The organism is Labilithrix luteola, assembly GCF_001263205.1.
Classification (GTDB): Bacteria; Myxococcota_A; Polyangia; order Polyangiales; family Polyangiaceae; genus Labilithrix; species Labilithrix luteola.
Genome location: NZ_CP012333.1, coordinates 7,881,925 through 7,903,604, shown reverse-complemented (window position 1 = coordinate 7,903,604; position 21,680 = coordinate 7,881,925). Strand labels below are relative to the sequence as shown.

The 21,680-nt window shown below is 67.1% G+C and carries 20 protein-coding genes and 1 other RNA gene; 11 read left to right on the top strand and 10 right to left on the bottom strand.

The genetic code is table 11. The features are described from left to right. Positions 1–79: 79 nt before the first annotated feature. On the bottom strand, positions 80–1,108 hold the full coding sequence (locus AKJ09_RS34310; RefSeq protein WP_146652069.1) for a DUF6600 domain-containing protein: 1,029 nt from the start codon (positions 1,106–1,108) through the stop codon (positions 80–82). A gap of 195 nt (positions 1,109–1,303) precedes the next feature. Here AKJ09_RS34310 and AKJ09_RS34305 point away from each other — a divergent pair, with 195 nt between their 5' ends. Further along, positions 1,304–2,047, top strand: coding sequence for a hypothetical protein (locus tag AKJ09_RS34305; protein WP_146652068.1), 744 nt, complete (start codon positions 1,304–1,306; stop codon positions 2,045–2,047). Positions 2,048–2,087: 40 nt separating this feature from the next. On the opposite strand, the gene AKJ09_RS34300 is transcribed toward AKJ09_RS34305, so the two are convergent. Continuing rightward, on the bottom strand, positions 2,088–3,185 hold the full coding sequence (locus AKJ09_RS34300; protein WP_169928101.1) for a HupE/UreJ family protein: 1,098 nt from the start codon (positions 3,183–3,185) through the stop codon (positions 2,088–2,090). Positions 3,186–3,387: 202 nt separating this feature from the next. Between AKJ09_RS34300 and AKJ09_RS53505 the strand changes: the two genes are divergently transcribed. Genes AKJ09_RS53505 through AKJ09_RS34280 form a run of 4 tightly spaced genes read left to right on the top strand, consistent with a single transcriptional unit; the run spans position 3,388 to position 8,192 of the window. After that, positions 3,388–4,848, top strand: coding sequence for a serine/threonine-protein kinase (locus AKJ09_RS53505; protein ID WP_169928100.1), 1,461 nt, complete (start codon positions 3,388–3,390; stop codon positions 4,846–4,848). A 41-nt stretch (positions 4,849–4,889) separates the two neighbouring features. Beyond that, positions 4,890–6,164: a glutaminase A gene (gene glsA / locus AKJ09_RS34290; protein WP_240488683.1), complete on the top strand. Its 1,275-nt coding sequence runs from the start codon at positions 4,890–4,892 to the stop codon at positions 6,162–6,164. Positions 6,165–6,209: 45 nt separating this feature from the next. After that, positions 6,210–7,019: a tRNA (N6-threonylcarbamoyladenosine(37)-N6)-methyltransferase TrmO gene (tsaA, locus tag AKJ09_RS54455; RefSeq protein WP_146652066.1), complete on the top strand. Its 810-nt coding sequence runs from the start codon at positions 6,210–6,212 to the stop codon at positions 7,017–7,019. Positions 7,020–7,028: 9 nt separating this feature from the next. Next, positions 7,029–8,192 (top strand): GspE/PulE family protein, encoded by a 1,164-nt coding sequence (locus tag AKJ09_RS34280; protein ID WP_146652065.1) that lies wholly within the window; start codon positions 7,029–7,031, stop codon positions 8,190–8,192. Between the two features lie 22 nt (positions 8,193–8,214). On the opposite strand, the gene AKJ09_RS34275 is transcribed toward AKJ09_RS34280, so the two are convergent. From AKJ09_RS34275 to ssrS, 4 genes are all read right to left on the bottom strand, one after another. Then, complete coding sequence (locus AKJ09_RS34275) at positions 8,215–9,309, bottom strand: 5-(carboxyamino)imidazole ribonucleotide synthase (protein WP_146652064.1); 1,095 nt, start codon at positions 9,307–9,309, stop codon at positions 8,215–8,217. A 1-nt stretch (position 9,310) separates the two neighbouring features. Beyond that, positions 9,311–9,889 (bottom strand): 5-(carboxyamino)imidazole ribonucleotide mutase, encoded by a 579-nt coding sequence (gene purE, locus AKJ09_RS34270; protein WP_146652063.1) that lies wholly within the window; start codon positions 9,887–9,889, stop codon positions 9,311–9,313. 144 nt (positions 9,890–10,033) lie between these two features. Continuing rightward, a complete protein-coding gene (locus tag AKJ09_RS34265; RefSeq protein ID WP_205633886.1) occupies positions 10,034–10,942 on the bottom strand; it encodes a LysR family transcriptional regulator in 909 nt (302 codons plus the stop codon). Between the two features lie 464 nt (positions 10,943–11,406). Further along, a non-coding RNA gene (gene ssrS, locus AKJ09_RS56555) (6S RNA) lies at positions 11,407–11,613 on the bottom strand. 99 nt (positions 11,614–11,712) lie between these two features. On the opposite strand from ssrS, the gene AKJ09_RS34260 reads away from it, so the two are divergent. Beyond that, positions 11,713–13,467 carry a hypothetical protein gene (locus AKJ09_RS34260; RefSeq protein WP_146652061.1) on the top strand — a complete coding sequence of 585 codons (1,755 nt, stop codon included), beginning with the start codon at positions 11,713–11,715 and terminating at the stop codon, positions 13,465–13,467. A gap of 22 nt (positions 13,468–13,489) precedes the next feature. Here the strand turns inward: AKJ09_RS34260 and AKJ09_RS34255 are convergent, their stop codons facing one another. Continuing rightward, a complete protein-coding gene (locus tag AKJ09_RS34255) occupies positions 13,490–14,599 on the bottom strand; it encodes a DMT family transporter (RefSeq protein WP_205633885.1) in 1,110 nt (369 codons plus the stop codon). A 76-nt stretch (positions 14,600–14,675) separates the two neighbouring features. Here AKJ09_RS34255 and AKJ09_RS34250 point away from each other — a divergent pair, with 76 nt between their 5' ends. After that, complete coding sequence (locus tag AKJ09_RS34250; protein ID WP_146652059.1) at positions 14,676–16,211, top strand: acyl-CoA synthetase; 1,536 nt, start codon at positions 14,676–14,678, stop codon at positions 16,209–16,211. Positions 16,212–16,318: 107 nt separating this feature from the next. Continuing rightward, complete coding sequence (locus tag AKJ09_RS34245) at positions 16,319–17,260, top strand: hypothetical protein (RefSeq protein WP_146652058.1); 942 nt, start codon at positions 16,319–16,321, stop codon at positions 17,258–17,260. Between the two features lie 42 nt (positions 17,261–17,302). On the opposite strand, the gene AKJ09_RS34240 is transcribed toward AKJ09_RS34245, so the two are convergent. Genes AKJ09_RS34240 through AKJ09_RS34230 form a run of 3 tightly spaced genes read right to left on the bottom strand, consistent with a single transcriptional unit; the run spans position 17,303 to position 19,227 of the window. Further along, positions 17,303–17,860 (bottom strand): TlpA family protein disulfide reductase, encoded by a 558-nt coding sequence (locus AKJ09_RS34240; RefSeq protein ID WP_146652057.1) that lies wholly within the window; start codon positions 17,858–17,860, stop codon positions 17,303–17,305. Then, complete coding sequence (locus AKJ09_RS34235; protein ID WP_146652056.1) at positions 17,853–18,512, bottom strand: hypothetical protein; 660 nt, start codon at positions 18,510–18,512, stop codon at positions 17,853–17,855. Before AKJ09_RS34235 ends, AKJ09_RS34240 begins: the two co-directional genes overlap by 8 nt. Beyond that, on the bottom strand, positions 18,505–19,227 hold the full coding sequence (locus tag AKJ09_RS34230; RefSeq protein WP_205633884.1) for a hypothetical protein: 723 nt from the start codon (positions 19,225–19,227) through the stop codon (positions 18,505–18,507). The genes AKJ09_RS34235 and AKJ09_RS34230 overlap by 8 nt, the downstream gene beginning before the upstream one ends. A 152-nt stretch (positions 19,228–19,379) precedes the next feature. Between AKJ09_RS34230 and AKJ09_RS34225 the strand changes: the two genes are divergently transcribed. From AKJ09_RS34225 to mnmA, 3 genes are all read left to right on the top strand, one after another. Next, positions 19,380–20,114: a sigma-70 family RNA polymerase sigma factor gene (locus tag AKJ09_RS34225; protein ID WP_146652054.1), complete on the top strand. Its 735-nt coding sequence runs from the start codon at positions 19,380–19,382 to the stop codon at positions 20,112–20,114. 43 nt (positions 20,115–20,157) lie between these two features. Beyond that, entirely contained in the window at positions 20,158–20,493 is a 336-nt protein-coding gene (locus AKJ09_RS34220) for a hypothetical protein (RefSeq protein WP_146652053.1), read from the top strand. Between the two features lie 75 nt (positions 20,494–20,568). Then, complete coding sequence (gene mnmA / locus AKJ09_RS34215; protein WP_146652052.1) at positions 20,569–21,678, top strand: tRNA 2-thiouridine(34) synthase MnmA; 1,110 nt, start codon at positions 20,569–20,571, stop codon at positions 21,676–21,678. The last annotated feature ends 2 nt before the right edge of the window (positions 21,679–21,680 follow it).

The following is a 21,680-nucleotide window of genomic DNA, read 5'->3' as shown; positions in this document are numbered from 1 at the left end:
TGACAGGCGGTGGCCCACCGGCCACCTCGCGCGTCAGAATGTCAACGCCGCACGTGTCGAGGAACTCGACACTCCACGCTCATCGCATCGCGCTGGCGGCGGTGAAACGAGGCGAGCTCGCCACGAAGCTTCGGAGACGCCGCGGAGCCGAAAGCTCCGGCCCCGCGCCAACCGCCGTCGCCGATGCGGGCGTTGCGAGCATCCACGCCTGCTGGAGACCGCGGTCCATCACGGGAACCGCTGGAACCTCGTCGGGGCGGAAGCCAAGGAACGCAGGGGACGGAGGCGCCGTCGGCTGCGTCGTGTGAGCCACTGCCAAGGCGGCATTGCCGTAGAGAAGCCTCGCCCCGAGATCGGCTGCGAACAGATCGCGCGCTTGGACGTACGCATAGGGCGTTGCGAACGCCGCGAACGGAACGGCGGCGAGCTGCGCATCACGCACTTCGACGGTTCCGGCTGGAGCCCGTGAGGAGCGCGGCCCCGGAATCACCTGCCAGAGATGCGACGGAGGCGTGGGGCCCCAGCCAACGACCCCCTGGCGCCCCTCTCGTCCGGTCGGGCTTCGCCAGTCGACCCACGCACCGGCGTAGCGCCGTCCCGGGATCCAGGCCCACCCATGATCGGCGTACGTCCATCGACCGTAGTGGAACGTGACCCATCCCCAGGGCAATTCGCTGACCCATACGTAGTCGTTCACGTCGACGCGGGCGTCGGGCTCACTTGGAGAGATCGCCACGGCGAGCGCGCGATGGGTCCAGCGTCCGTGCGTCGCGTACGGCACGAACGTCTCACCGATCGATTCGTGCGACGGCGCCCACACGAGACCGAAACGAGGATCTTCGCTCCACGTGCCGAACGGCGCGAGGACGTCGAAGAACAGACGCACCGCACTCGGATCCGCATCGTCGAACTCGGGTGGCGCACTTCGCACGGGGCGGGTCGTCGAAATGCCAATCGGCTCCTCGAGCTCGGATTCTCCATGCGCCGCCTCGGGCATCCGAGCCTCCGGCGTGTTCTCCGCGCAGCCGAGGGCGAGCACGCTTCCGAAGGACGCGAGCCCAAAAGATACGACGACGGCGAGCCCCCCGAGCGAAGAAGGAGACGGCATGTCCAAGAGAGGACGCCTCGTACGGGCCGCTGTCAACGTGGCCAGCTGGCGCGCGCGTTGGATTTCGAACGATTGCCTAAAAGACGTACCGCGCCCCTACGCGACGTGTCGAAATGTCGAAGCGCGGAGGCGCGCGGGCAGGCCCGAAATTCACGGTCCGTGCAAGTGATCGCCGCAGTAGGATGATCGGGCGACATGAAATGCCAACAGTGCGGGGCCCTGCTCGCCCCTTCGGCAATCGCGTGCCCTTACTGCCAAGCGCCGACGCCTGCGGCCGCCGCGGCGCACGCGAAACAAGAGCAGGAGGCGCAGGCTCGTGCGCAGGCTCGTGCGCAGGCTCGTGCCCAGTGGACGGCCGCCGCGCAGTACCAGCAGAGCATGGCGGCAACCGCCCGGATGACCGCCACGGCGAAGCAGTCGGTCTTGTTCGGCGCCCTCAGCTTCGTGTTGTGTTGTGCGCCACTTTCGATCGCGGGGCTCGTTCAGGCGATTCGTTCGCGATCGCTCGCCGCGTCGCTCCAGGTACCGGCGCCGACGAACGCCACGGTGGGCCTCGCTCTCAACATCGTTGCCATCGTCGCGTCACTGAGCGGCATCACCTGGGCGCTCATCTCGGACGGCCAAGATCAGAAGACGAACGACCAGACCGTCGCGATGCTCGAGAAGCAAGTCGCGACGTCGTCGAACGCTGCAACACTCGACCAAGGGACGGCGTGCAAGCTCGCCGAGCTCAAGGCGCGCCGCGACGGATGGGAGAGCAACCGCGGGCACACGCTGACCGGCTTCGAGTGCGTGGGCAAGCTCGACGCCTCCCCTGCCAAGGGCCAGCTCGAAGACTTCCGCTTCCATCACCTTCAAGACGGCTACGAAGTGAGCGTTTGCTTCAAACGCGGAGCGCAGTGGTACGTGACCGAAATGCGCAAAGGTCGTTGTCCCTGAACGTGGCGCCCTGATTTGGCCCTGAACGAAGGACCTGCGATCAGCCTGTCACGCGCGCCACGAACCACGCGATGCCTGCAACCACGATCGCGGCCGACACCGCACGTGGGATGCGCGGCTCGAACCACGGCTGACGGCGAAGACGCTCGAGCGAAGGAACGAGCAAGAGCAAGATCGCGAGCTGACCAGCTTCGACGCCCAGATTGAACGAGACCAGCGCCGAGGCGAGCTCGGTCCGCGGCAGCTCGAGGGCGCGGAGCGCGCCGGCGAATCCGAAGCCATGAACGAGCCCGAATGGCAGGGTGATGCGCCAACGCTTGCCTCCATCCTTGCTCACGAAGTTGTCGACGCCGACATACGCGATCGACAGCGCAATCGCCGGCTCGACGAGGCGTGCGCTCGGGACGACGAGGCCGGTGACCGCGAGGGCGAGCGTCACGGAGTGACCGACCGTGAACGCGGTCACCACGGCGGCGAGCGAGCGTGCTCGCGCGCGCAGCAGCACGAGGCCGAGGAGGAAGACGAGATGATCCCAGCCGGTGAGGATGTGCTCGATCCCCATCCGGAAGAAGAGCAGCGATCCACGCGGTGGGCTCTCGGATGGAGGAGCCGGTGTCGTCGAGGCCGACGGCTCCTTGGCGAACGGCTCCACCATGAACGACGGCTGTTCGCTCGAGAGCATCACTTCGCCCGACGTCGAGCCGAGAATGCGCGCGACGTGACGATGGCCCGGCGCGAGCGCACCGAGCGCACGAACGTCGATAGCGATGGGGGCGTCTTGCGCGGCGCAAGCGAACAGCGCGCTCACCGAGAGGCCGTCTTCCTCGACCAGTCCGGAGTCGAGCAGCGTCGGTGCACACGCGTCGTCACGCGACGTGACGAGGATGCGCGCCAGCAAGTCCCGCAAGAGGTCGGGGCGGGCCAGTTGGACCTCTTGCGCGGTCACGTGCCCGTCATGATTGGCATCGAGTGAAGGAACGAGCGCTGCGATCTCGGCGCGCGCAAAGACCAGCTTCGCGAAGAGCCCGCCTTCGCGCGCAGCGTATTCGCCGCGGGAAATGCCGACCGCATGCGCGCAGGCCGGCGAGGAGAAAAGGGCGACGACGAGACACGTGACGGCGGCGAGCACTGACGCCATCCGCGCGCCCGAACGAGAAAAGAGGAAGCCGCTTCGGTCCTTTCGCCGCACGTCATCGACGACGCTAACGCAGCCCGCACGCTGGAACGCATCGAAACCGCCACAGGTCGAGCGTGAGACGGCGCACGCGCCACGCCCAAACGCCTCCAACAGCGCGACCATAGGAAACGGTGAGCGGTACGCGTGTTGCTGCGCGACGACCATGACGTCGAGCCGCGACCCGGAGTCGAACAACACGGACGGGTACGGAGCGGCCGTGCCCGACATCGGTGAAGTGCTCGACGAGCGCTACCAGCTCGAGGCAGGCGCCGCACGGACCAGCACAGGAGTCGTCTACCCCGCGCGGCGCCGTGGCGACGGCAAGCTCCTGTCGTTCGTCGTTGCCTCGCGACTGACCGATCCGAAGCAGCGAGTGCGCTTCGTGCACGACGCGACGGTGAGCCAGCGACTCGACGGCGAGCACGTCTTGCGCGTCTTCGACGTCGGCCTTCTTCCCAACGGTATGCCGTTCGCGGTTCGAGAGCCGACCATCTCGTCGCTGGCGACCGAGATCCGCACGCGTGGGCCGCTTCCGCTGGCGCAGGCCGTAGCCTGGACACTCGAGGCATGCGAGGCCATTGCCGAAGCACACGCGCTCGACATGGCGCACGGCGATCTTCGCCCGGACAACGTCTACCTTGCGCGAAGCGAACGCGGGGAGCCTGTCGTCAAAGTCGAGTGGATGAGCGCGGGAAAGACGTCGCAGGCGACGGCCGAAGACCCGGCGAAGGATCTCGTGGCGCTCGGAGTCCTGCTCCGAGTCCTGGCCACCGGACAGGTCGATAGTGAGGAGGCCGAAGGAGCGCCGACACTGCCATGCGAGGTGGCATGCACGGTGGCACGGGCACTCGCGACCGGAAACGAACCACCGTTTCGCGACGTGGCCGAGTTCGCCGAGGCACTCGCCCCCTTCGCGCCCTCGGGTCATCCGTCAGCCCGAAACGTGGCGTTCTTGTTCGCGCGCGCGGGCCTCTTGAAGGTCGAGGCGCCACAGCGGCCGCCACAAGCTCCGCTTCCGCAGCGCGGGCCGTCGAACGCTCCGCGCGGCGAGTCGCTCGAGGACTCCTGGTTCGAGCACAAGGAGCGCGCGTCGCAGGTTCCGCTCATGGCCGTGCCATCACGCACGACCACGTTCGCGGCCGTGTCACTCGCCACGGTCGGTACCGTACTCGGGAGCACCGTTCTCTTGTGGGCGACCGATCACCTTCCGCATTGGACGGGCACGGCACCGCGCCACGAGCCCGCGCCAGTTACGCTGACCAGCGGCGAAACCGTCCACGAGACGAGCGAAGTCACTCTCACCGCACCGCCGACGGCGACGTTGCATGCCCCGCAACAAGAGGAAGACGACTCACCGGCCGCAGAAGCAGAGCGTGCGCGATCGGTGACGAAGATCCTACCGCTTCCGAGCGTGAGCGACGACGAGGCCGAGTTGCCCTCGCTGCACTCGATCACGACGACGTCGAAGCCCGCGCCCGAACCGCCCAAGCCATCCCCAGCACCGCCGACCGCGACGATGTCAGCCGCGGAAGCTCCCCCGCCATTACCGGTCGCGACGACCACGTCGACCACGGCCTCCGAGTCCGCGCCGGCCGAGAGTGAGGCTGCGGACGCCGCGCCTTGAGACCGAGCGCATCCGTTTCCTCATTGCAGAGGCGCTCGAACGTGACGAACAAGGCCAAGGGACCATCGGGAGGCATCATGAAGGCTCGTTTCGTATCGCGCTTCGCCCTGGCATCCGTGATCGCTTCCGCGACGTTCTCGGCGGCGTGTCACAACACGGCGCAGGAGCCGACGACGCCAGGCATCGGCGAGTCGACGGCCGCGCGCGTCCAGGCAGCGCAGCCAACGACCATTTCGCCTCCCACGATGCCCACCGCGGTGAGCCCGCCGGCGATGGCGCAAGGCTCGGTCGCGATGCCCTCGCAGGCGGAGATCCAGCGCATGCTCGAAGCGGCGCGCACGAAGTACGAGAGCGTTACGGAAGGCAAGAACGCCGACTACATCCCTGCGCTCGCCAAGGTCGACTCGAAGCTGTTCGGCATCGCCGTGGTCCTCGCGAACGGTGAAGTCGTGGAAACCGGTGACACGAATGCCCCCTTCGCGATCGAGTCGATTTCCAAGGTCTTCGCGCTCTCGCGACTCATCGAAGACAAGGGCGCAGCGGACGTCGAGAAGGCGATCGGCGTCAACGCGACGGGCCAGCCCTTCAACTCGGTGCTCGCGGTCGAGCTCAACCAGATGAACAAGGAGCACCCGGCCGGCAACCCCTTGGTCAACGCCGGCGCCATCACGACGGTGGCCCTCGTGCCGGCGCGCTCGGGCGCCGAGCGCTGGGACCGGATCAAGAAGACGATGGACGCCTTCGCGGGGCGGCAGCTGAGCGTGGACGAGGAGGTCTACAAGTCGGAGACCGCCACGAACACGCACAACCGTGGCATCGCCTACCTGCTCCAGAGCTACGAGGTCATCAAGGGGGACCCTAGCGAAGCGCTCGACATCTACACGCGCGAGTGTTCGGTTTCGGTCACCGCGCGTGACCTCGCGATGATGGGCGCGACGCTCGCCAACGGCGGTACCAATCCGGTCACGCACCAGCGCATCGTCTCGCCGGATACCGCTTCGCACGTGCTCGCGATGATGATGACCGGCGGTCTCTACGAAACTACGGGCACGTGGGTGTACCGCGTCGGGGTGCCAGCCAAGAGCGGCGTTGGAGGCGGAATCCTCGCCGTCGTCCCGGGCAAGTACGCCATCGCCGCCTTCTCGCCGCCGCTCGACAAGGCGGGCAACAGCGTTCGCGCGCAAAGAGCGATCGAGTCGATCGTGCAGGACACGTCGGGCAGTCTCTTCGCGGCCAGGCCCATGGGCGGCTCGCCCACGGCCACGAAGCCTGCGTCCGGCACCACGCCGCGAAAGCCGGCGACGCAAGCGCCCTGACGCCTTGACCGTGCACAGCGCCGCCGATAAGACACGGCGCGAAGCGTGACCGATCCTCGCTCATACACGGTCCGGCCCATCGGGTTCGTTCGCAGCCCGTTCGTCGAGAAGATCCAGGCCCCGCGTCAAGCGACCGTGGCCGAAGACGTCGGCGCCACGATCGAGATCCTCCCCGAGTTCGAGCACGCCCTCGCAGACCTCGAGGGCTTCGAACGGATCTGGGTCCTCTTCTGGTTCGATCGCGCCGAGAGCGACGGCTTTCGCGCGAAGGTCCTTCCTCCGAGGAGCGATCGCAAGCGCGGCGTTTTCGCGACGCGCTCCCCTCACCGGCCGAATCCGATCGGTCTGAGTGCCGTGCGGCTCGATCGCATCGAGGGCCGAACGCTCCACGTGCGCGACGTCGACTTGCTCGACGGAACACCGGTGCTCGATCTGAAGCCTTACCTCGCCTACGCCGACGCGTTTCCCGAGGCCGGCGCGGGTTGGCTAGAGAAGAAGAGCGATCCCATCGTGACGTGGGAGGTTCGCTTCTCGGAGCTCGCGGAAACGCAGCTCGCGTGGATTTCCGAGCAGGTTGCCGCCGATCCCGAGGGCCTTCGCGACGCGTTCGATCTACGTAACCGCACGCAGAGTGCGCTCGCCCTGGGCCCAGAACCTCATCCGTATCGTCGAATCAAACGCACGGACGAGGGCGATTCGATCCTCGCCATCAAAGACTGGCGCGCGCGTTTCACCTTCACCGATCACACCATCGAGGTGCGGCGCTTCACGTCCGGCTATCGGTCTCGTGAGCTCGCAAAGGCCAAGACGCCCGCGGAAGTGATGCAACGCGCGTTCGTCGCTCGCTTCGGATAACCTCGGCTCATGACCGAGGGCTTGGAGCAAGGCGCCGTCATCGTTCTCGACGAGATTCTGCGACGGGCCGTTCGCGCTCACGCGAGCGACATCCACCTCGAGCCGAAGCGTGATCGACTCAACGTTCGCTTCCGCGTCGACGGCGAGATGGTGGAGCAGCAGAGTGTTCCGCTCGAGATCGCGCCCGAGGTCGTTTCGCGCGTGAAGGTTCTCGCGCGCATGGACATCGCCGAGCGCCGCCTCCCGCAAGACGGGCAGCTCTCCCTCGCGCCGGAGGGCAGTACCGTGCACCTTCGCGCGTCGTCATTTCCGAGCTCGCAGGGTGAGAAGCTCGTGCTCCGAATTCTGTCGGGCCAATCGCTCATCGCCTTCGAGAAGCTCGGCCTCGACGCACCGATGCAAGCCATCGTCCGCGAGCTGGTGTCGCGCCCGCAGGGGTTCATGGTCACCAGCGGCCCCACCGGCGCAGGCAAGACGTCGACGCTCTATTCCTTCTTGCGCCTCATCGACACGCGCTCGTCGAACGTGGTGACGCTCGAAGACCCGATCGAGGTCGAGCTTCCCCAGATCACCCAGGGCCAGACGAACGTGAAGGCAGGCTTCACCTTCGCCACCGGACTCCGCGCGATTCTTCGCCAGGACCCCGACGTCATCATGGTCGGCGAGATCCGCGACGCGGAGACTGCCGGCATCGCGCTCCAAGCTTCGCTCACCGGTCACCTCGTGCTCTCGACCCTCCACACCTCCGACGCCGTCGAGACGGCCGTGCGCCTCGTGGACCTCGGTGTCGAGCCGTGGATCGTGGCCAACGCGCTCACGGCCATCCTCGCGCAGCGCCTCGTGCGCGTGGTGTGCAAATCGTGTCAGGAGACGGCCGTGCTGGAAAACGATCTCGTCGACGGCGACGAGGTCATTCTCGAGAAGGGCTCGAAGGTCGTTCGCCCCAAGGGCTGCCAGGTGTGCATGCGTACCGGCTACAAGGGGCGCACGGGCATCTTCGAGGCGGTCATCGTCGACGACGACATGCGCGAGCTCATCAAGCACAAAGCGAGCCCGCGCGAATACCGCATGCAACTCCGCAAGCGAGGCATTCCTTCGCTCCGCCGCGCAGGCATGCTGCGCGTGAAGGAAGGCATCACGACCGTCGACGAGGTCGTGCGCGTCACGACCTGATTCGCGATCCGCGACTGCGCGTTCAGGTCGGATCGACGATCGGCAGCAGCGCTTCGAGCTTGTCGCAAAGCTCGCGACGCGTGTCGGCGCGCACCGTGACGTGACCGATCTTGCGGCCTGGCGCAGCGTCTTTGCCGTACGCGTGGAGATGTGCGCCTTCGACGGCGAGCACCGCATCGCGCGGAGGCATCTTGCCGATGACGTTGATCATGCCCGAGTAACCGACCATGCGCGTCGAGCCGAGCGGCTGACCGAGGATGGCGCGCACGTGATTCTCGAACTGGCTGGTCTCGGCACCTTCGATCGTCCAGTGCCCCGAGTTGTGAACGCGCGGAGCCATCTCATTCACGATGAGCTTGTCGCCCGTGTAGAAGAGCTCGATCGCGAGCACGCCGACGTAATCGAGCTCCGCGAGGACGCGGCCTGCGAAGGCCTCCGCGCTGGCCTGGAGCTCGGGCGTCCAGGCATCGCTCTTGGGAAGCGAGAGGCGAAGGATGCCGTCGCGATGCTCGTTTTCGACGAGCGGCCAGAAGCGCGTTTCGCCGGTCCGTGAGCGAACCGACAAGATCGACAGCTCACGTTGGAACGGGACGAACGCCTCCATGATGAGCGAGGCGGCGCCGAGCGCTTCCCACGCTGCGGCCACGTCGGCCTCGGTGCGGAGCACCCACTGCCCCTTGCCGTCGTAACCGAAGCGGCGCGTCTTCAGCACCGCAGGCAGCCCGAGCCGAGCGACGGCCTGTTCGAGCTCCTCACGGCTCGAGACAGCGGCAAAGCCAGGCGTGGGGATGCCGAGCTGCTCGAAGAACTCCTTCTCCGTCACGCGGTCTTGGCTGACTTCGAGCGCGCGCGGAGGCGGAAAAACGGGGACGAGCTCGTTGAGGAAGCGCGCCGATCCGACCGGAACGTTCTCGAACTCGTAGGTGACGACGTCGCTCTTGCGCGCGAGCTCCGAGAGGCGCTCCTCGTTGTCGTACGCGCCGACGCGAAGATTGCCGACCTGCCCCGCGGTGGACTCCGCACCGGGATCGAGGAACACGAAGCGCTGACCGAGCTTGTAGCCCGCGAGCGCGATCATGCGCCCGAGCTGGCCCCCGCCGAGAACGCCGATGGTCACGTTACTGGCCTCCCGGCCTCTGGCTCGAAGCCGGCGTGGAGAGCGAACCGGGCGCGGACACTTCGGGCGCCGCGGGGAGGCGCGGATCGGGCTGGCGGAGCACCTTGGCGGTCTGCTCGTCGCGATGGCGTCCGAGCGCCGCCCGCACCGCAGGATCTTTGCGAGCGAGGAGCTGGGCGGCGAAGAGCGCGGCGTTCACGGCGCCGGCGCGACCAATCGCGAAGGTGGCGACGGGCACACCTGCGGGCATCTGTACGATGGAGAGCAGCGAATCGACACCGCGGAGGACCTTCGATTCCACGGGCACGCCGAGCACGGGCAGAAGCGTCTTCGAAGCACACATGCCGGGGAGATGCGCTGCACCACCCGCGCCAGCGATGATGCACTCGAGCCCGCGCGCCTCGGCCTTCGAGGCGTAATCGAAGAGGAGGTCGGGCGTGCGATGCGCCGAGACGACCTGAACCTCGAACGGGACGCCGAGCGACTCGAGCGTCGAGGCCGCGTTCGACATGGTCTCCCAGTCGGACGTGGAGCCCATGATGATTCCTACCTTCGCCTCTGCTTTCGACACCACGGTCATCAGGCCGCGCAGGGTAGTTGACCACGGGCGATTCGGATATCGCCGAAAACAATCTCTACCGTGACGATTGGGTAGCGCCGCGCCTGCCGTTCGTGTGGGAGGTTCACGGGCAGACCACGCGCGAGCTCAGCAACGCGCCGCCTCTCAAGCCGACGGCGAGAGCGCATCACGGAGCGCTCGGACGAGCGACGTCCGGAGGCGGGCGGGGATCTGATCGATGTCGCACGCGATGCTCAGCTTTTCGCGTACGTCCCATCCTTGGACGGCGAGCTCCACGAGTGCTCCGGAACGCAGATGGCGCTCGGCCGAGACGAGCGGACCGAAGGTGAGCTGATCGGTCTGCACGGCGATCTCGAGCGCGACGAAGATGGTCTGAACCTCGTGACCAACGAGTCGTCGGCGGCGCGGGAGCGGGCAGTCGTCCTCGAGCGGAATGCCCTGCCCTTTCTGGCGAAAAACGGGGCAAACGAAGGGCGTATCGAGCAACTGCTGGGGATCGAGCGGGTTGCCGTCGTAGCCGAGCTTGCGCGCGAGTGCCGGTGACGCGAACAGCCCTTTGCGAACCTCACCGACTGGCTCGGTGAGCCAAGTGGGCGGCATGTGCTCGTCCCCTCCGGGGAGGATGAGGACGGTAAAGCCCTCCTCGCGAGCCTGTGCCCTGAGCAAGAGCGACGGCAAGCCGAACGATCGAACCCGCAGGTTCGGCGCCGCCGACGCAATCACGGGGATGAGCGCCGCCTGGAGATACGAAGGCGCCCCGAGCATGATCTCGGTCGTGTCCGCGTGTGCGGTCCGGGCCGCTTCGAGCTGACTCACGACCGCTTCGAGCGAGGGCGCGAGCACCCTGCCCGCCTCGCTCAGCAGGACACCTCGGCTCCCTCGTTCGACAAGCTTCCGGCCGAAGTGGTTTTCGAGTCGCGTGATCGCCTTGCTCACCTGCGACGGAGTCACCCTGCGCTCGCGAGCCGCCGCCGTTAGCGACGACGACCGAACGACCGAGAGGAACGTGAGCAGGTCGGCGACCCGCAAGTCGGCAACGTCGGGCGGGGGCATCGACACGGCTTCCAAAGGATGCCCCACCTCTGGTTTGAGTGGCGAAGAAAGCGCTAGCGTAGGAATCTCAGGAATTTTCTCGCGGGGGGAGAAGGGGCTCGCTCGCGATGCCGCTTCGTCGACGACCACGTCTTCGACCACGTCTAAGTCTAAGTTTGTCGACCACGTCCACCTCGTCGTCCACGTCTTGGTCCACGGCGACGACGACGACCACGAACGCGCAAACGCCAAAATTGCGGCGCCGACGAGGAGCTTCAGCGAGCGCTCGCGAGGCGTCACGGCGTATGCGAGCGCAGCGAAGCGCTATGCGAGCGCAGCGAAGCGCTATGCGGGCGCAGCGAAGCGCTGTGCGAGCCTTCGCCTTCTGCCTGAGGGACGAGCGAGGCGAGCGCAGCGAGCCGAGCGAGCACAAGACAAAAGGCACGAGCCCCTCGTGCCCTTTTGCACGAGAGGCTCGTCAGACGTTCCTTACCACCTGGGTCGTGTGCGGGTTGCATGAACCCCTAGCCCATAAGGACTAGGTGGGCGGCGCTGATCGCGCTTTAGGCTTCCGAGTTATCCGGAGCTCCGAAGAGACGGCCCGGCGTGCACACTGAGCGACCGATTGCCTCCCTGGTTCAATTACATAAGGGGATCATGAAAGCCGCGAAGCACGGACCCCGTAGAGGGAACGGTATCTAGCCTAGGTAGACGGAACGGGCGGGTCAACGGGCGACGCACGCGATTCTCGCCTCGCTGAGAAGTGGGCCATCCGGGCGGGATGTTGGCACATGTCGAGCATGTACCCGTCGACCGTCGCCAAGCCCGACTTCACCACCGATCTCGACATCGATTCGGACGAAAGCTCGTGCCTCGAAGAAGGTGATGAGGTTCCGCCGCGGCTCGACGTGATGGATGGCGAGCTCGCGTTCGTCAGCCCGGAAATGCAGATGCAGCGTACCGCGGAGCTCCTCGGTGCGGGCGCGGTGGTCGTGAACGTCCCACCGCTTCCCACAACGTTCCGTGGGCGTCTGGCGGAGCATGTTGGAGAACGCATCGAGCGAGAGCTTGCCGCGCGCGGTGCGCCGTCGCCGTATCTCGCGGCGTGGTCGGCCATGCCCGACGATGCGCAGGCGCTCCTTGCGGATCAGCTCTTCCGCGCGCGAACCGTCGGCGCGACGGGCATTGCGCTCATCCTTGGAACGTTGGCCAACGCCGCCGTACCGTCGCTGACGCCCGAGGACAGCGCAACCTTGCGCTTGTTCACGATGATGTCGCGGCAGGCGCCTCTCGCGGTGTTGCTCGACGACACCGACGTGAATCTCGGCGGGTACGCAGCGCCGCTTCCTCTCGAGGTCTTGCTCTCGACGCCGCGCATCACGCCTCCGCCTTCGTCGTTCCTCAGTGACGTCGCAGAGCTCGTACCGACGAACGTGGATGCGCCGGTGGCCCCCGTCGAGACGGTCGAAACGCCCGTGATCGCGAACGAGCTGCTCTCGACGGAAGCGGACATTTCCGAGCACGTCCTCGCAGACGCCGACATCGTGTCCATCGAGGTCGACGAGGATGCCGACGCAGCATCCCTCGAGGAGCCCTTCGCGGAAGCGGCCGTCGCGGTCGACGTTCCCGTCGCCACCGTCGAGCCTGCTCAGGAGTCGGCGCGACGTCGTGCGCGAGCATCGACGGTGGGCGTTCCCGCCTCGGGCCCCTCCGACTTCTGGCGTTCGTGGGCGATGTCGCTCAGCGCGGCGCGTGGACCTCAGCCGCTCGCGGCGCTCGAACGTCTGTTCGCCGAGTCGTACGTTCCGCTCGCGAACACCATCGCTGCGGGTCTCGACGATGCGCGCGCCATGCGTGCCTACGACGAGTTCCGCCGCAGCTTCGAGCGTACGTACACGGATGCGTTCGCGACGTTCGGCGTGTCGAGCCGGCGTCCGAAACTGGTCATGGATGCGTATGACGTCGCGTCGAAGCTCGCGCGCCTCCACAACGCGCGCACGACGCAGGTGCTCATCGTCGACTCGATGCGCTTCGATCTCGGCGGCCTCGTGCGTGACGCCCTGGCTCAGCGCGTCGGTCACCTCGTCTCGCTCGCCTCCGAGACGCTGCTCTGGAGCGCGCTGCCGACGACCACGTTCCGCCAGCTCGAGACGCTCGCGCGCGGCATGGACGCTCTGCGCGCGCCCGCAGCTCCCGAGAACAGCGAATCACTTCGCGGACGCGTCGCCGAAAACGTTCGCCGTGTTCGCGTGGGCTCGCGGGAGTTCTTCAAGCTCGACATCGTTCCGGCGATGCTCGCCAGCCTCCCCGACCACGGACCGCGCGGCGGCTCCGAGCACACCGTCGCTGCACTCGAAGCCATCGCCGAGAACGTCGCCGATGGTCTCGCACGTCACGTCGAGACGCTCGCGCCGCGCACGATGCTCCTCGTCATCGGCGACCACGGGTTCACCATCGACCGCCGCGGTCGCATCGAAGAGGGCGGCTCGTCTCCCGAAGAAGTGCTCGTGCCGGCCTTCGCGTATCTCGCCGGCGACCTCCACTGACAGGGCGAACACGACGGGCACGTCACGATTCGTGAGCGTGCCCGTGGTGTAGATCCGGCATGTGCGGATGCTCGTGCACCACGAGATCGTGGCGGTGCACGTGGTTATGCTCGCCTTCGGGCATCGGATCGTGACGGTGGGTGTGATGCCCGTCGTCGTGCCGATGCGCATGCTCGTGCTCGACGGGCTCGTGGGTGTGAACGTGCGCGTGGCGCTCGGTCAAATGCAGCACGAGGCCGACGATCATGAGCGCGCCGCCCAACCAAGCCGACCAGGTGGCGGGCTCACCGAGTAGCCACGCGAGCGCTGCGCCGAAGAACGGCGCGGACGCGAACACCGAGGCCGTCCTTCCCGCACCGAGCGCGCGCTGCGCCCGTAGGTACAGGCGAAGGCTAAGACCGTAGCCCGTCGCCCCCACCGCAACGAGGACGGCCGCGTCCTTCGGTGAAGGCCACGCTTCGCCGAGGATCCACGCGAGCGAAGCCGAAAGCGCCACACCAACCGCACTCTTCGCGGCCACGACCGACGCGGGATCGATGGCCGAGAGCGGCTTCGCCAGCGCGTTGTCGAGCGCCCACGCCAGAGAGGCCGCCGCAACGGCCAGGAGCCCCATGGTCGAAGCGGCCCCCTGATCGCCGCCGCCCTGAACGACGAGCAACGCACCGCCTGCCGCCAGAAGGGTCACGGCGAACGCGAGTCGCCGGCCGACGTGCTCGGCGTAGAGAATGCGAGCGAGCGCGACCGTGAAGACCGCCTCGAGGTTCAACATCAAGGAGGCGCTCACGCCGCTCGTGTGGAGAAGGCCCCATGCAAGGAGCGCCGGCGCAATGCCCGCGCCGAGAGCTCCGACGAGTGCGACGCGACCGGCATTGGACGCCCGAACCCGTGCCTCCGAGCGCGAGCGCGACACCAGACCGACGATGCAGGCACCCGTATAGAGGAGCGCCGCAATGGCGAACGGCCCTCGAGCTCGACCGAATCGTTGGACGAGCGGCGTCGACAAGCCGAACGCAAGCGCCGAGAGAATCGCGACCGTGGTGCCGACGAGCGCGGGGCCACGCTCGGGATGCGCCTGATGCAAAGCCCTCGAGCCCCTCGAGCGCCCATGACGATGTTCGTGGCCTTTACCCACGCTTCGAGCCTAGCGACGGTTCAGCGGTTCGTCGCCACCTCGCTGCGCCCACGGGTCCGTAGTAAAGAGCGGACTCATGAGCTCGAGTGCGCTTCTTTCGCGTTTCGCAGCACGTGGGGCCGCATCGCATGTCGCGATCATCGACGCCAACGGGTCGCACACCTACGCGGGCGTCGTCGATCGAGCGGCACGGGTTGCCCGCGGTCTCCTCGGAGAACGCACGTCGCTCGAGGGTGAGCGTGTCGCGCTTCTCGCGAGTCCGGGCGCGGCGTTCGTCGCGGGGTTCTTCGGGATCCTCTTCGCCGGCGGCTGCGTCGTGGTGCTCTCGCCGCTGCATCCCGCGCCCGAGACGCGCTACTTCTGCGATGACGCCGAAGTGAAGAGCGTCCTCGTCACGCACGACCTCCGTGCGCTCGCCGGGCCACTCGCAGCCGACTTCGTCGTGCGCGCGCTCGAGCCGCTCCTCGAAACGCCAGGCGACGTCCGCGCGATCTTCGACGGGGCGTCCGCCATCGACGCGTCGGCGCCTGCACTCCAGCTCTACACGAGCGGCACGACCGGAAAGCCCAAAGGCGCGGTCATCACGCACGGCAACATCGCGGTCCAGCAACGCCTGGTCGGTGAAGCGTGGGGCTTCTCCGAGCAAGACACGCTCCTCCACGCCTTGCCGCTCCACCACATGCACGGGCTCGCCATCGCGCTTCTCACGGCGCTCGGCGCCGGCGCGACCACGCGAACGATGACGTTCGATGCCGTCTCCGTCTGGAACGCCATGGACCTCGCGACCGTCTTCATGGGCGTGCCCGCGATGTACCATCGGCTCTTTCTCGCGTTCGACGCAGCCGACGAAGCAACGCGTGCACGCTGGTCTTTGTCGGCCTCGCGTCTCCGCTTGGCGACGAGCGGCAGTGCCGCTCTGCCCGTCACCATTGCCGAGCGGTGGCGTGCGATCACCGGCAAGATCCCGCTCGAGCGCTTCGGCATGACCGAAATCGGAGTCGGCATCTCCAACGTGCTCGACGGCGAACGCTACCCCGGCTGCGTCGGCATCCCCCTGCCCACGGTCGAGACGCGCATCGTCGGCGACGACGGACAGGTGGCCGAAACGGGCGAGCTCTGGATCCGTGGACCGAGCGTGTTCGCCGGGTATCACCGTCGGGAAGAAGAGACGTCGAAGGCCTTCGTCGCCGATCCCGACGGCGGCGCGCCTTGGTTTCGCACGGGCGACACGGTTCGGCGTGAGCCCTCGCTCGGACCGACCGCGCCGTTCCGGATCCTCGGCCGCACGAGCGTCGATATCCTCAAGAGCGGCGGCTACAAGCTGAGCGCGCTCGAGATCGAGGAAGTCCTCCGCGAACACCCGACCGTCCTCGAGGTCGCGGTCATCGGCGTCCCCGACGAGGCGTGGGGTGAGCGCGTCGTCGCGTGCGTGGTCGCTCGGCCCGGAAGCGCGCCCTGCGAGCCCGAAATGCTTCGCACTTTCGCGAAGGAGCGGCTCGCCGCGTACAAAGTCCCGAAGGACGTCCTCCTCTTGTCGGAGCTGCCGAAAAATGCCCTCGGCAAGGTCGTGAAACCCGAGCTGGGCCGTCAGATTCGCGCAAGTCGGACGTGACGCCCCCGTGACCTCCGTTCGACGGGACTGGAAGTTAACAAATTCTCACAGTTGAGACGCTGACGACGGTTGCGAGAGGGCCGCTTCGCGCTAGGTTGCCGCCGCAAATGCGCCCCCGCTTCGTGGTTGCAGGCTTTTCTGGGTTTTCGCTGGCGTCGCTCGCCATTGGCGTTCTCGCGGTCGTAGGCTGCGCGAGCTCGTCGAACCGCGAGGGCTTCGATGAGCCGCCCGCGACCTCGGACGGTTCGGGCGAACCCGCACCTGCCCCGACCGGAGACTTCGACACGACCAAGCCGCCTCCGAAGTCGGACCCCGTCGAGATCAACGAGGTCTACGGCCACAGCGCCACGACGCTTTACCGACTCGACCCAGAAAAGAACGAAGTCACCACGGTCGGCGACTTCAACGGCTGCACGAACGTCTGGGACATCGCGCTCGACGAGAACGCGGCGATCTGGGGCGTCACCAAAACCCAGCTCTTCAAGATCGACAAGACGACGGCGACCTGCACGGCGATGCCGTCGGCCGCGGGCCTCTATCCGAACTCGCTCTCCTTCGTCCCGAAGGGCACGATCGACGCGAACGCCGAAGCCCTCGTCGGTTACGAAGACGCGGATTACGTGCGGATCGACCCCGCAACCGGCGAGAAGACCAAGATCGGAAGCCTCGGAACGAGCGGTCTCATCTCGAGCGGCGACATCGTGTCGGTGAAGGGCGGCTCGACGTACCTCACGGTCAAGCCCGGCTTGAACTGCAAGACGAGCGAGTGCACCAAGTGCAAGACCAACGACTGCCTCGTGGAAGTCGATCCGGTCACCGGCAAACTCAAGAAGAACTGGGGTTCGGTCGAACACAAAGACGTGTTCGGGCTCTCCTTCTGGGGCGGCAGGGTCTACGGCTTCGACCAGACAGGCGAGGTCTTCGAGGTCACTTTCGGGACCACGCAACTCGCCACCGCACCGGTCACGATGGCGTCGAGGCCCGACGGCTTGAAGTTCTGGGGCGCCGGCTCGGCGACCACCGTGCCGCTCACGCCCCCGACGAAGTAAGCGAAGGAACCGAACGACCCGAAGCCGTCCGCAGCGCGGGACTCAGAGCCCGCGCATGTGCGAACGGAGCTCGTCGCTCTTCGCGATGCCGGTGTGCTTCCACACCATGCGGCCGTCGCGCGCCAGAATGACGGTCGTCGGCACGGCAGGCATGGGACCGAACGGACCGGCGGCGCCGGTAACCGTCCCATCGCCGAGCGCCACGGGGAACTCGACGCCGAGCGTCTTCGCGTAGGCTTCGACGAGCACGATTTCCTTGCGCGGATGCAGCGCAACGAGGACGTAGTTGACCTTGTCGTGGTCGTTCTTCGCCATCGCGACGAGGTAATCGACCTGCGCCTGCCCATCGAGATCGCCGGTCTGGATGAAGACGATCACCGTGGGCTTACCCACCATCGCCCCCGAGGACACGACGCGATCGTCGAGCGAGTCGAACTCGTAGGTGAGCGGCCGATCCATCGGCGCCGAGAGGCCTGGCTTGTCGGACATGCCGATGGGCGGCCCCTCGGGCGCTTTCGGTCCGCAACCTACCGCCGCGACCGAGACGAGCGCGACGACGCTCAGCCCCGCGAGAAAACCTCGAAGACGCGCCTCAGCCATCACCCTTCTGTCCCACGAACTGGTCTTCCTTGTTCGCGAAGAGCACGTTGAACGTGGTGAGCGAGCCGTAGCAGCCAGTGATGTACTGCTGCATCTGCACCTTCTCCTCGGCGGCGAGCTTCGGGTGTGCGTTCACCTTCTGCTCGAGAACGCGGAGCTTGTCGCGGATCATGACGACCTTCGAGAAGAGCGTCTCGATCGGAATGCGCTTCTCCTGCGTGCCGTCCTTGCCCGGTTTGAGAACGACCTCGCCACCTTCCCAGCGCTGGCCCATCACCGGATCGCTGACGCCGAGCTCGTCGCGCAGCACCTCACGGAGAATTTCCCTGAATTCGTCAGCGTTCATGTCCAGAAGCTCCTCGGGCAATTCGAAGTCGATCGGTTCGCGAGGCACGCCAGGCGAAGAGGCCGAAGCCGGCGAAACGCGTCTCACGGTGCGTGGCCCGCGCGAACGCGGCTGTGGCTTGGCCGTGAACGTGCCGCGCTCCACGTACTGCGAGCAGGTGCTCGTCTCCCAGAGCGGCGAAGGCCACACGCCGAGCAGACACTCGCCGTGACGCTTCACTTCGCCGTTCGCGTCGATGGTCTCGATCACACGAACGAAGCGCGCGCACGTCCCGCAGCGACCCTTGAGATCAGGTCGATCACTCATTGCCGCCTCCCGAGATCGCGAATGCAGGGAGATCCGGCGCAAACAAATCGATGCACCGCATGAGAGCCGAAGGCGCATCGCGACCGGCGCGCCGATCCGCCACGACGGCATGTGCGAGCTCTTCGACGACGTGCGAGAGCGGCGCGTCTTCCAACGTGACGCCGATCTCGTGCGACGTCGCCTCGACCTCGCTCGAGTGCGCGAGCCAACGGTGCTGCGCGTCGTAGATGCCGTGGTCTTGGTCGTAGCGGCAGAGCAGGATCTCGACGAAGTCGAGGTACAGCGGAGAGACGATCAGGCACACGCGCTCCCTGTCGACCGTGCCGAGGAGGGCGCGAGGCGGAGTGCTGCGCCGTGCCGCACCTTCGACGTTGCGCGCGATGCGCGCCCGACGAGCATCGTCTTGCTCGACGCCGAGAAGCGGCGCGAAGAGAGCAATCTTCGGGACGGACACCGACGGCCCATCGGTATCGAGCGCATCGAGCCAAGCGTCTCGGCCCTCGGCTTCCAGCGATTGATAGGCAAGCGCCGCCGCCGTGACCGCGTCCGCGTCGTGCGCGAGCGCGGCCAACCACGTACGCCACGCCGCGTGCGCACGCGGATCGATGGAGGTCACCCGATCGCTCGCGGCAAGGCGTACCGACGACACGTCCTTGTCGATCGGCATCTCGATCGGCTTGTTCCCTTCGCCTTCACTCATCGATTGCTGGCTCACCGCGGCGGACGGGCGGCACCCTAGCACCCCTCTCTACGGTGGGGGAACGGAGGGCGGGCTATCTCGATACGGCGCTACGGTCGCTCTTGACTTGCCCGAGCGTCCCTTGGGATCGTGGTGTAGCTCAGCTAGTTCGTATTTCTGGCCCCCCGATGTCAGCGCCGACCGCACCCGCCGCACCTTCTCCTCACTCGCCCGACTCGCCCGACGTGTTGGCGCGGATCAAGGAGGGGCTCGACCTCGTCGACCTCGTCGCGCGCCAGTTGCGACGCCAGTTCGGCCCGTTCATCCAGCTCGAGGACCTGACCTCGTACGGTCGCGAAGCACTGCTCGCGGCGGCGCGCAGCTTCGATCCCGATCGAGGTGTCCCCTTCCGTCGCTGGGCGAACCTCCGCATTCGCGGAGCGATGATCGACGGCGTTCGTTCGCAGGGCAATCTGCCGAGGCGCGTCTATCGCCAGGTTCGCGCCTTGCAAGCAGCCGATCGCGTGCACGAGGCCGCGGCGGAGAACGACGCCTCGACGCCTGCCGCGAGCGCCGAAGCCGCCGATGCGAAGTTGTCCGAGCAGCTCGGCTCGGCCGCGATGGCCATGGCCCTCTCCTTCCTCTCGATGAAGTCGGGCGACGCCGTCGACGACGCGCACGATCCGAGCGAAAGCCCGGAGGACGAGGTGGCACGGGCCGAGCTCGTCGCCACGATTCGCACGGCGATCGCCGAACGCCCCGAAGCGGAACGAAAGCTCCTCGAGCGCCACTATTTCGACGACGTGACCTTCGAGGAAGCGGCCGCCGAGCTAGGACTGTCGAAATCCTGGGCTAGCCGCCTGCACGCCCGGGCCATCGAAGGCGTCGCCAGGGCGATGAAACGCGCTCGCATCGAAGAGTGACGATTTCACGCAACGTCCGCGCGCAACGGCCGAAAGGTCCGTCATGCGCGTCGGAACTACCAGCGTTCGCGAAGTTTCTGGGCTGAACGAGATGTCCCCGTCGGCGGCGGAGCGTCCGGCGGCTTCCGCCACCCCAGAGGTCGGAGCGAAGGAAGGGCCAAGCCCGTTCGCCGCCATGGTCCGTGGCCTCGGCAAAGAGGTCGACCAGGGCGAACGCATGGTCCGCAAGGCCGTCGGCAGCGGCGGTCAGGACCTCGGTCCGGCCGAGCTCATCGCCCTTCAGGCGGGCGTCTACCGCTACAGCGAAGCGGTCGACCTTGCCGCCAAGCTCGTCGACCGCGCCTCGAGCGGCGTGAAGACCGTCATTCAAGGCCAGTAAGCGCTGCGCGGCACGACTCGGTTGCGATCACGGCCCTAGGGCTCTCGGCCACGGCCCGTGCTACATCGGGCGCCAATGAGTTCGGGAGAGCGCAAGCGCGTGATCATCGCGATGAGCGGGGGCGTCGATTCCGCCGTCGCCGCTGCGCGCCTTGCCGACGCCGGCCACGACGTCGTCGGCGTCACGCTCCACCTCTGGGACTACCCCGACGAAGGCGATGCCAAGGCCCATGGGCGCTGCTGCGCGCCCGAAGATCAGTACGACGCGCGGCGAACCGCCGACGCCATCGGCATTCCACATTTCACGTTCGATCGTCGCGAGCTCTTCGCGCGCACGGTCGTCGAGCCGTTCGTGGAAGCGTACTTGCAGGGCGAGACGCCGAGCCCGTGCACGGCGTGCAATCGCGGAGTGAAGCTCGGCGAACTGATGGCCCTCGCCGATCGCCTCGGCGCGTCTCACGTTGCCACCGGTCACTACGCGCGCCTGGGCTTCACGGCTACCGGCGCTCCGTTCGTCCGCGAAGGCGTCGACCGCGACAAGGACCAGAGCTACTTCCTCTACGCCACGCCCCACGCGCAGCTCGCGCGCATGATGTTCCCGCTGGGCGAGAGCACGAAGCCCGAGGTCCGCGCGGAAGCCGTTCGAAGGAACATTCCAGGCGCGACGAAGGGCGAAAGCCAGGAGCTCTGCTTCGTGGGCGCGGGCCAGGGCGCCTACGCGTCGTTCGTTGCCGAGCGCGCGAAGGGCCGCGTGCGTCCCGGCCCCATCATCGACTCCGAAGGACGCGTCGTAGGCAACCACGAAGGCATCCATCGCTTCACCGTCGGGCAGCGCAAGGGCCTCGGCGTCGCGCTCGGCAAGCCCGCCTTCGTCGCGTCGATCGATGCGGAGTCGGCCACGGTGCGACTCGGCGACGGCCAGGAGCTCACGAAGACCGAGGCCCGCGTCGAGGATCTCGTGCTCGCGCCAGAGGTCACCCTGCCCTTCGACGCGCGCGTCCGCGTCCGCTATCGCCACGAAGGCGAGATGGCCCGCATCCAGGCGACCGAGGCAAACGAGCCGAGCGAGACGAACGAGCGCTCCGCGACACTCAGGTTCGAAAAGCCGGTCCGCGCCGTGAGCCGCGGGCAAGTCGCCGTCTTCTACGACGGAGACCGCGTGCTCGGCGGCGGCCGCCTCTGTTGAGC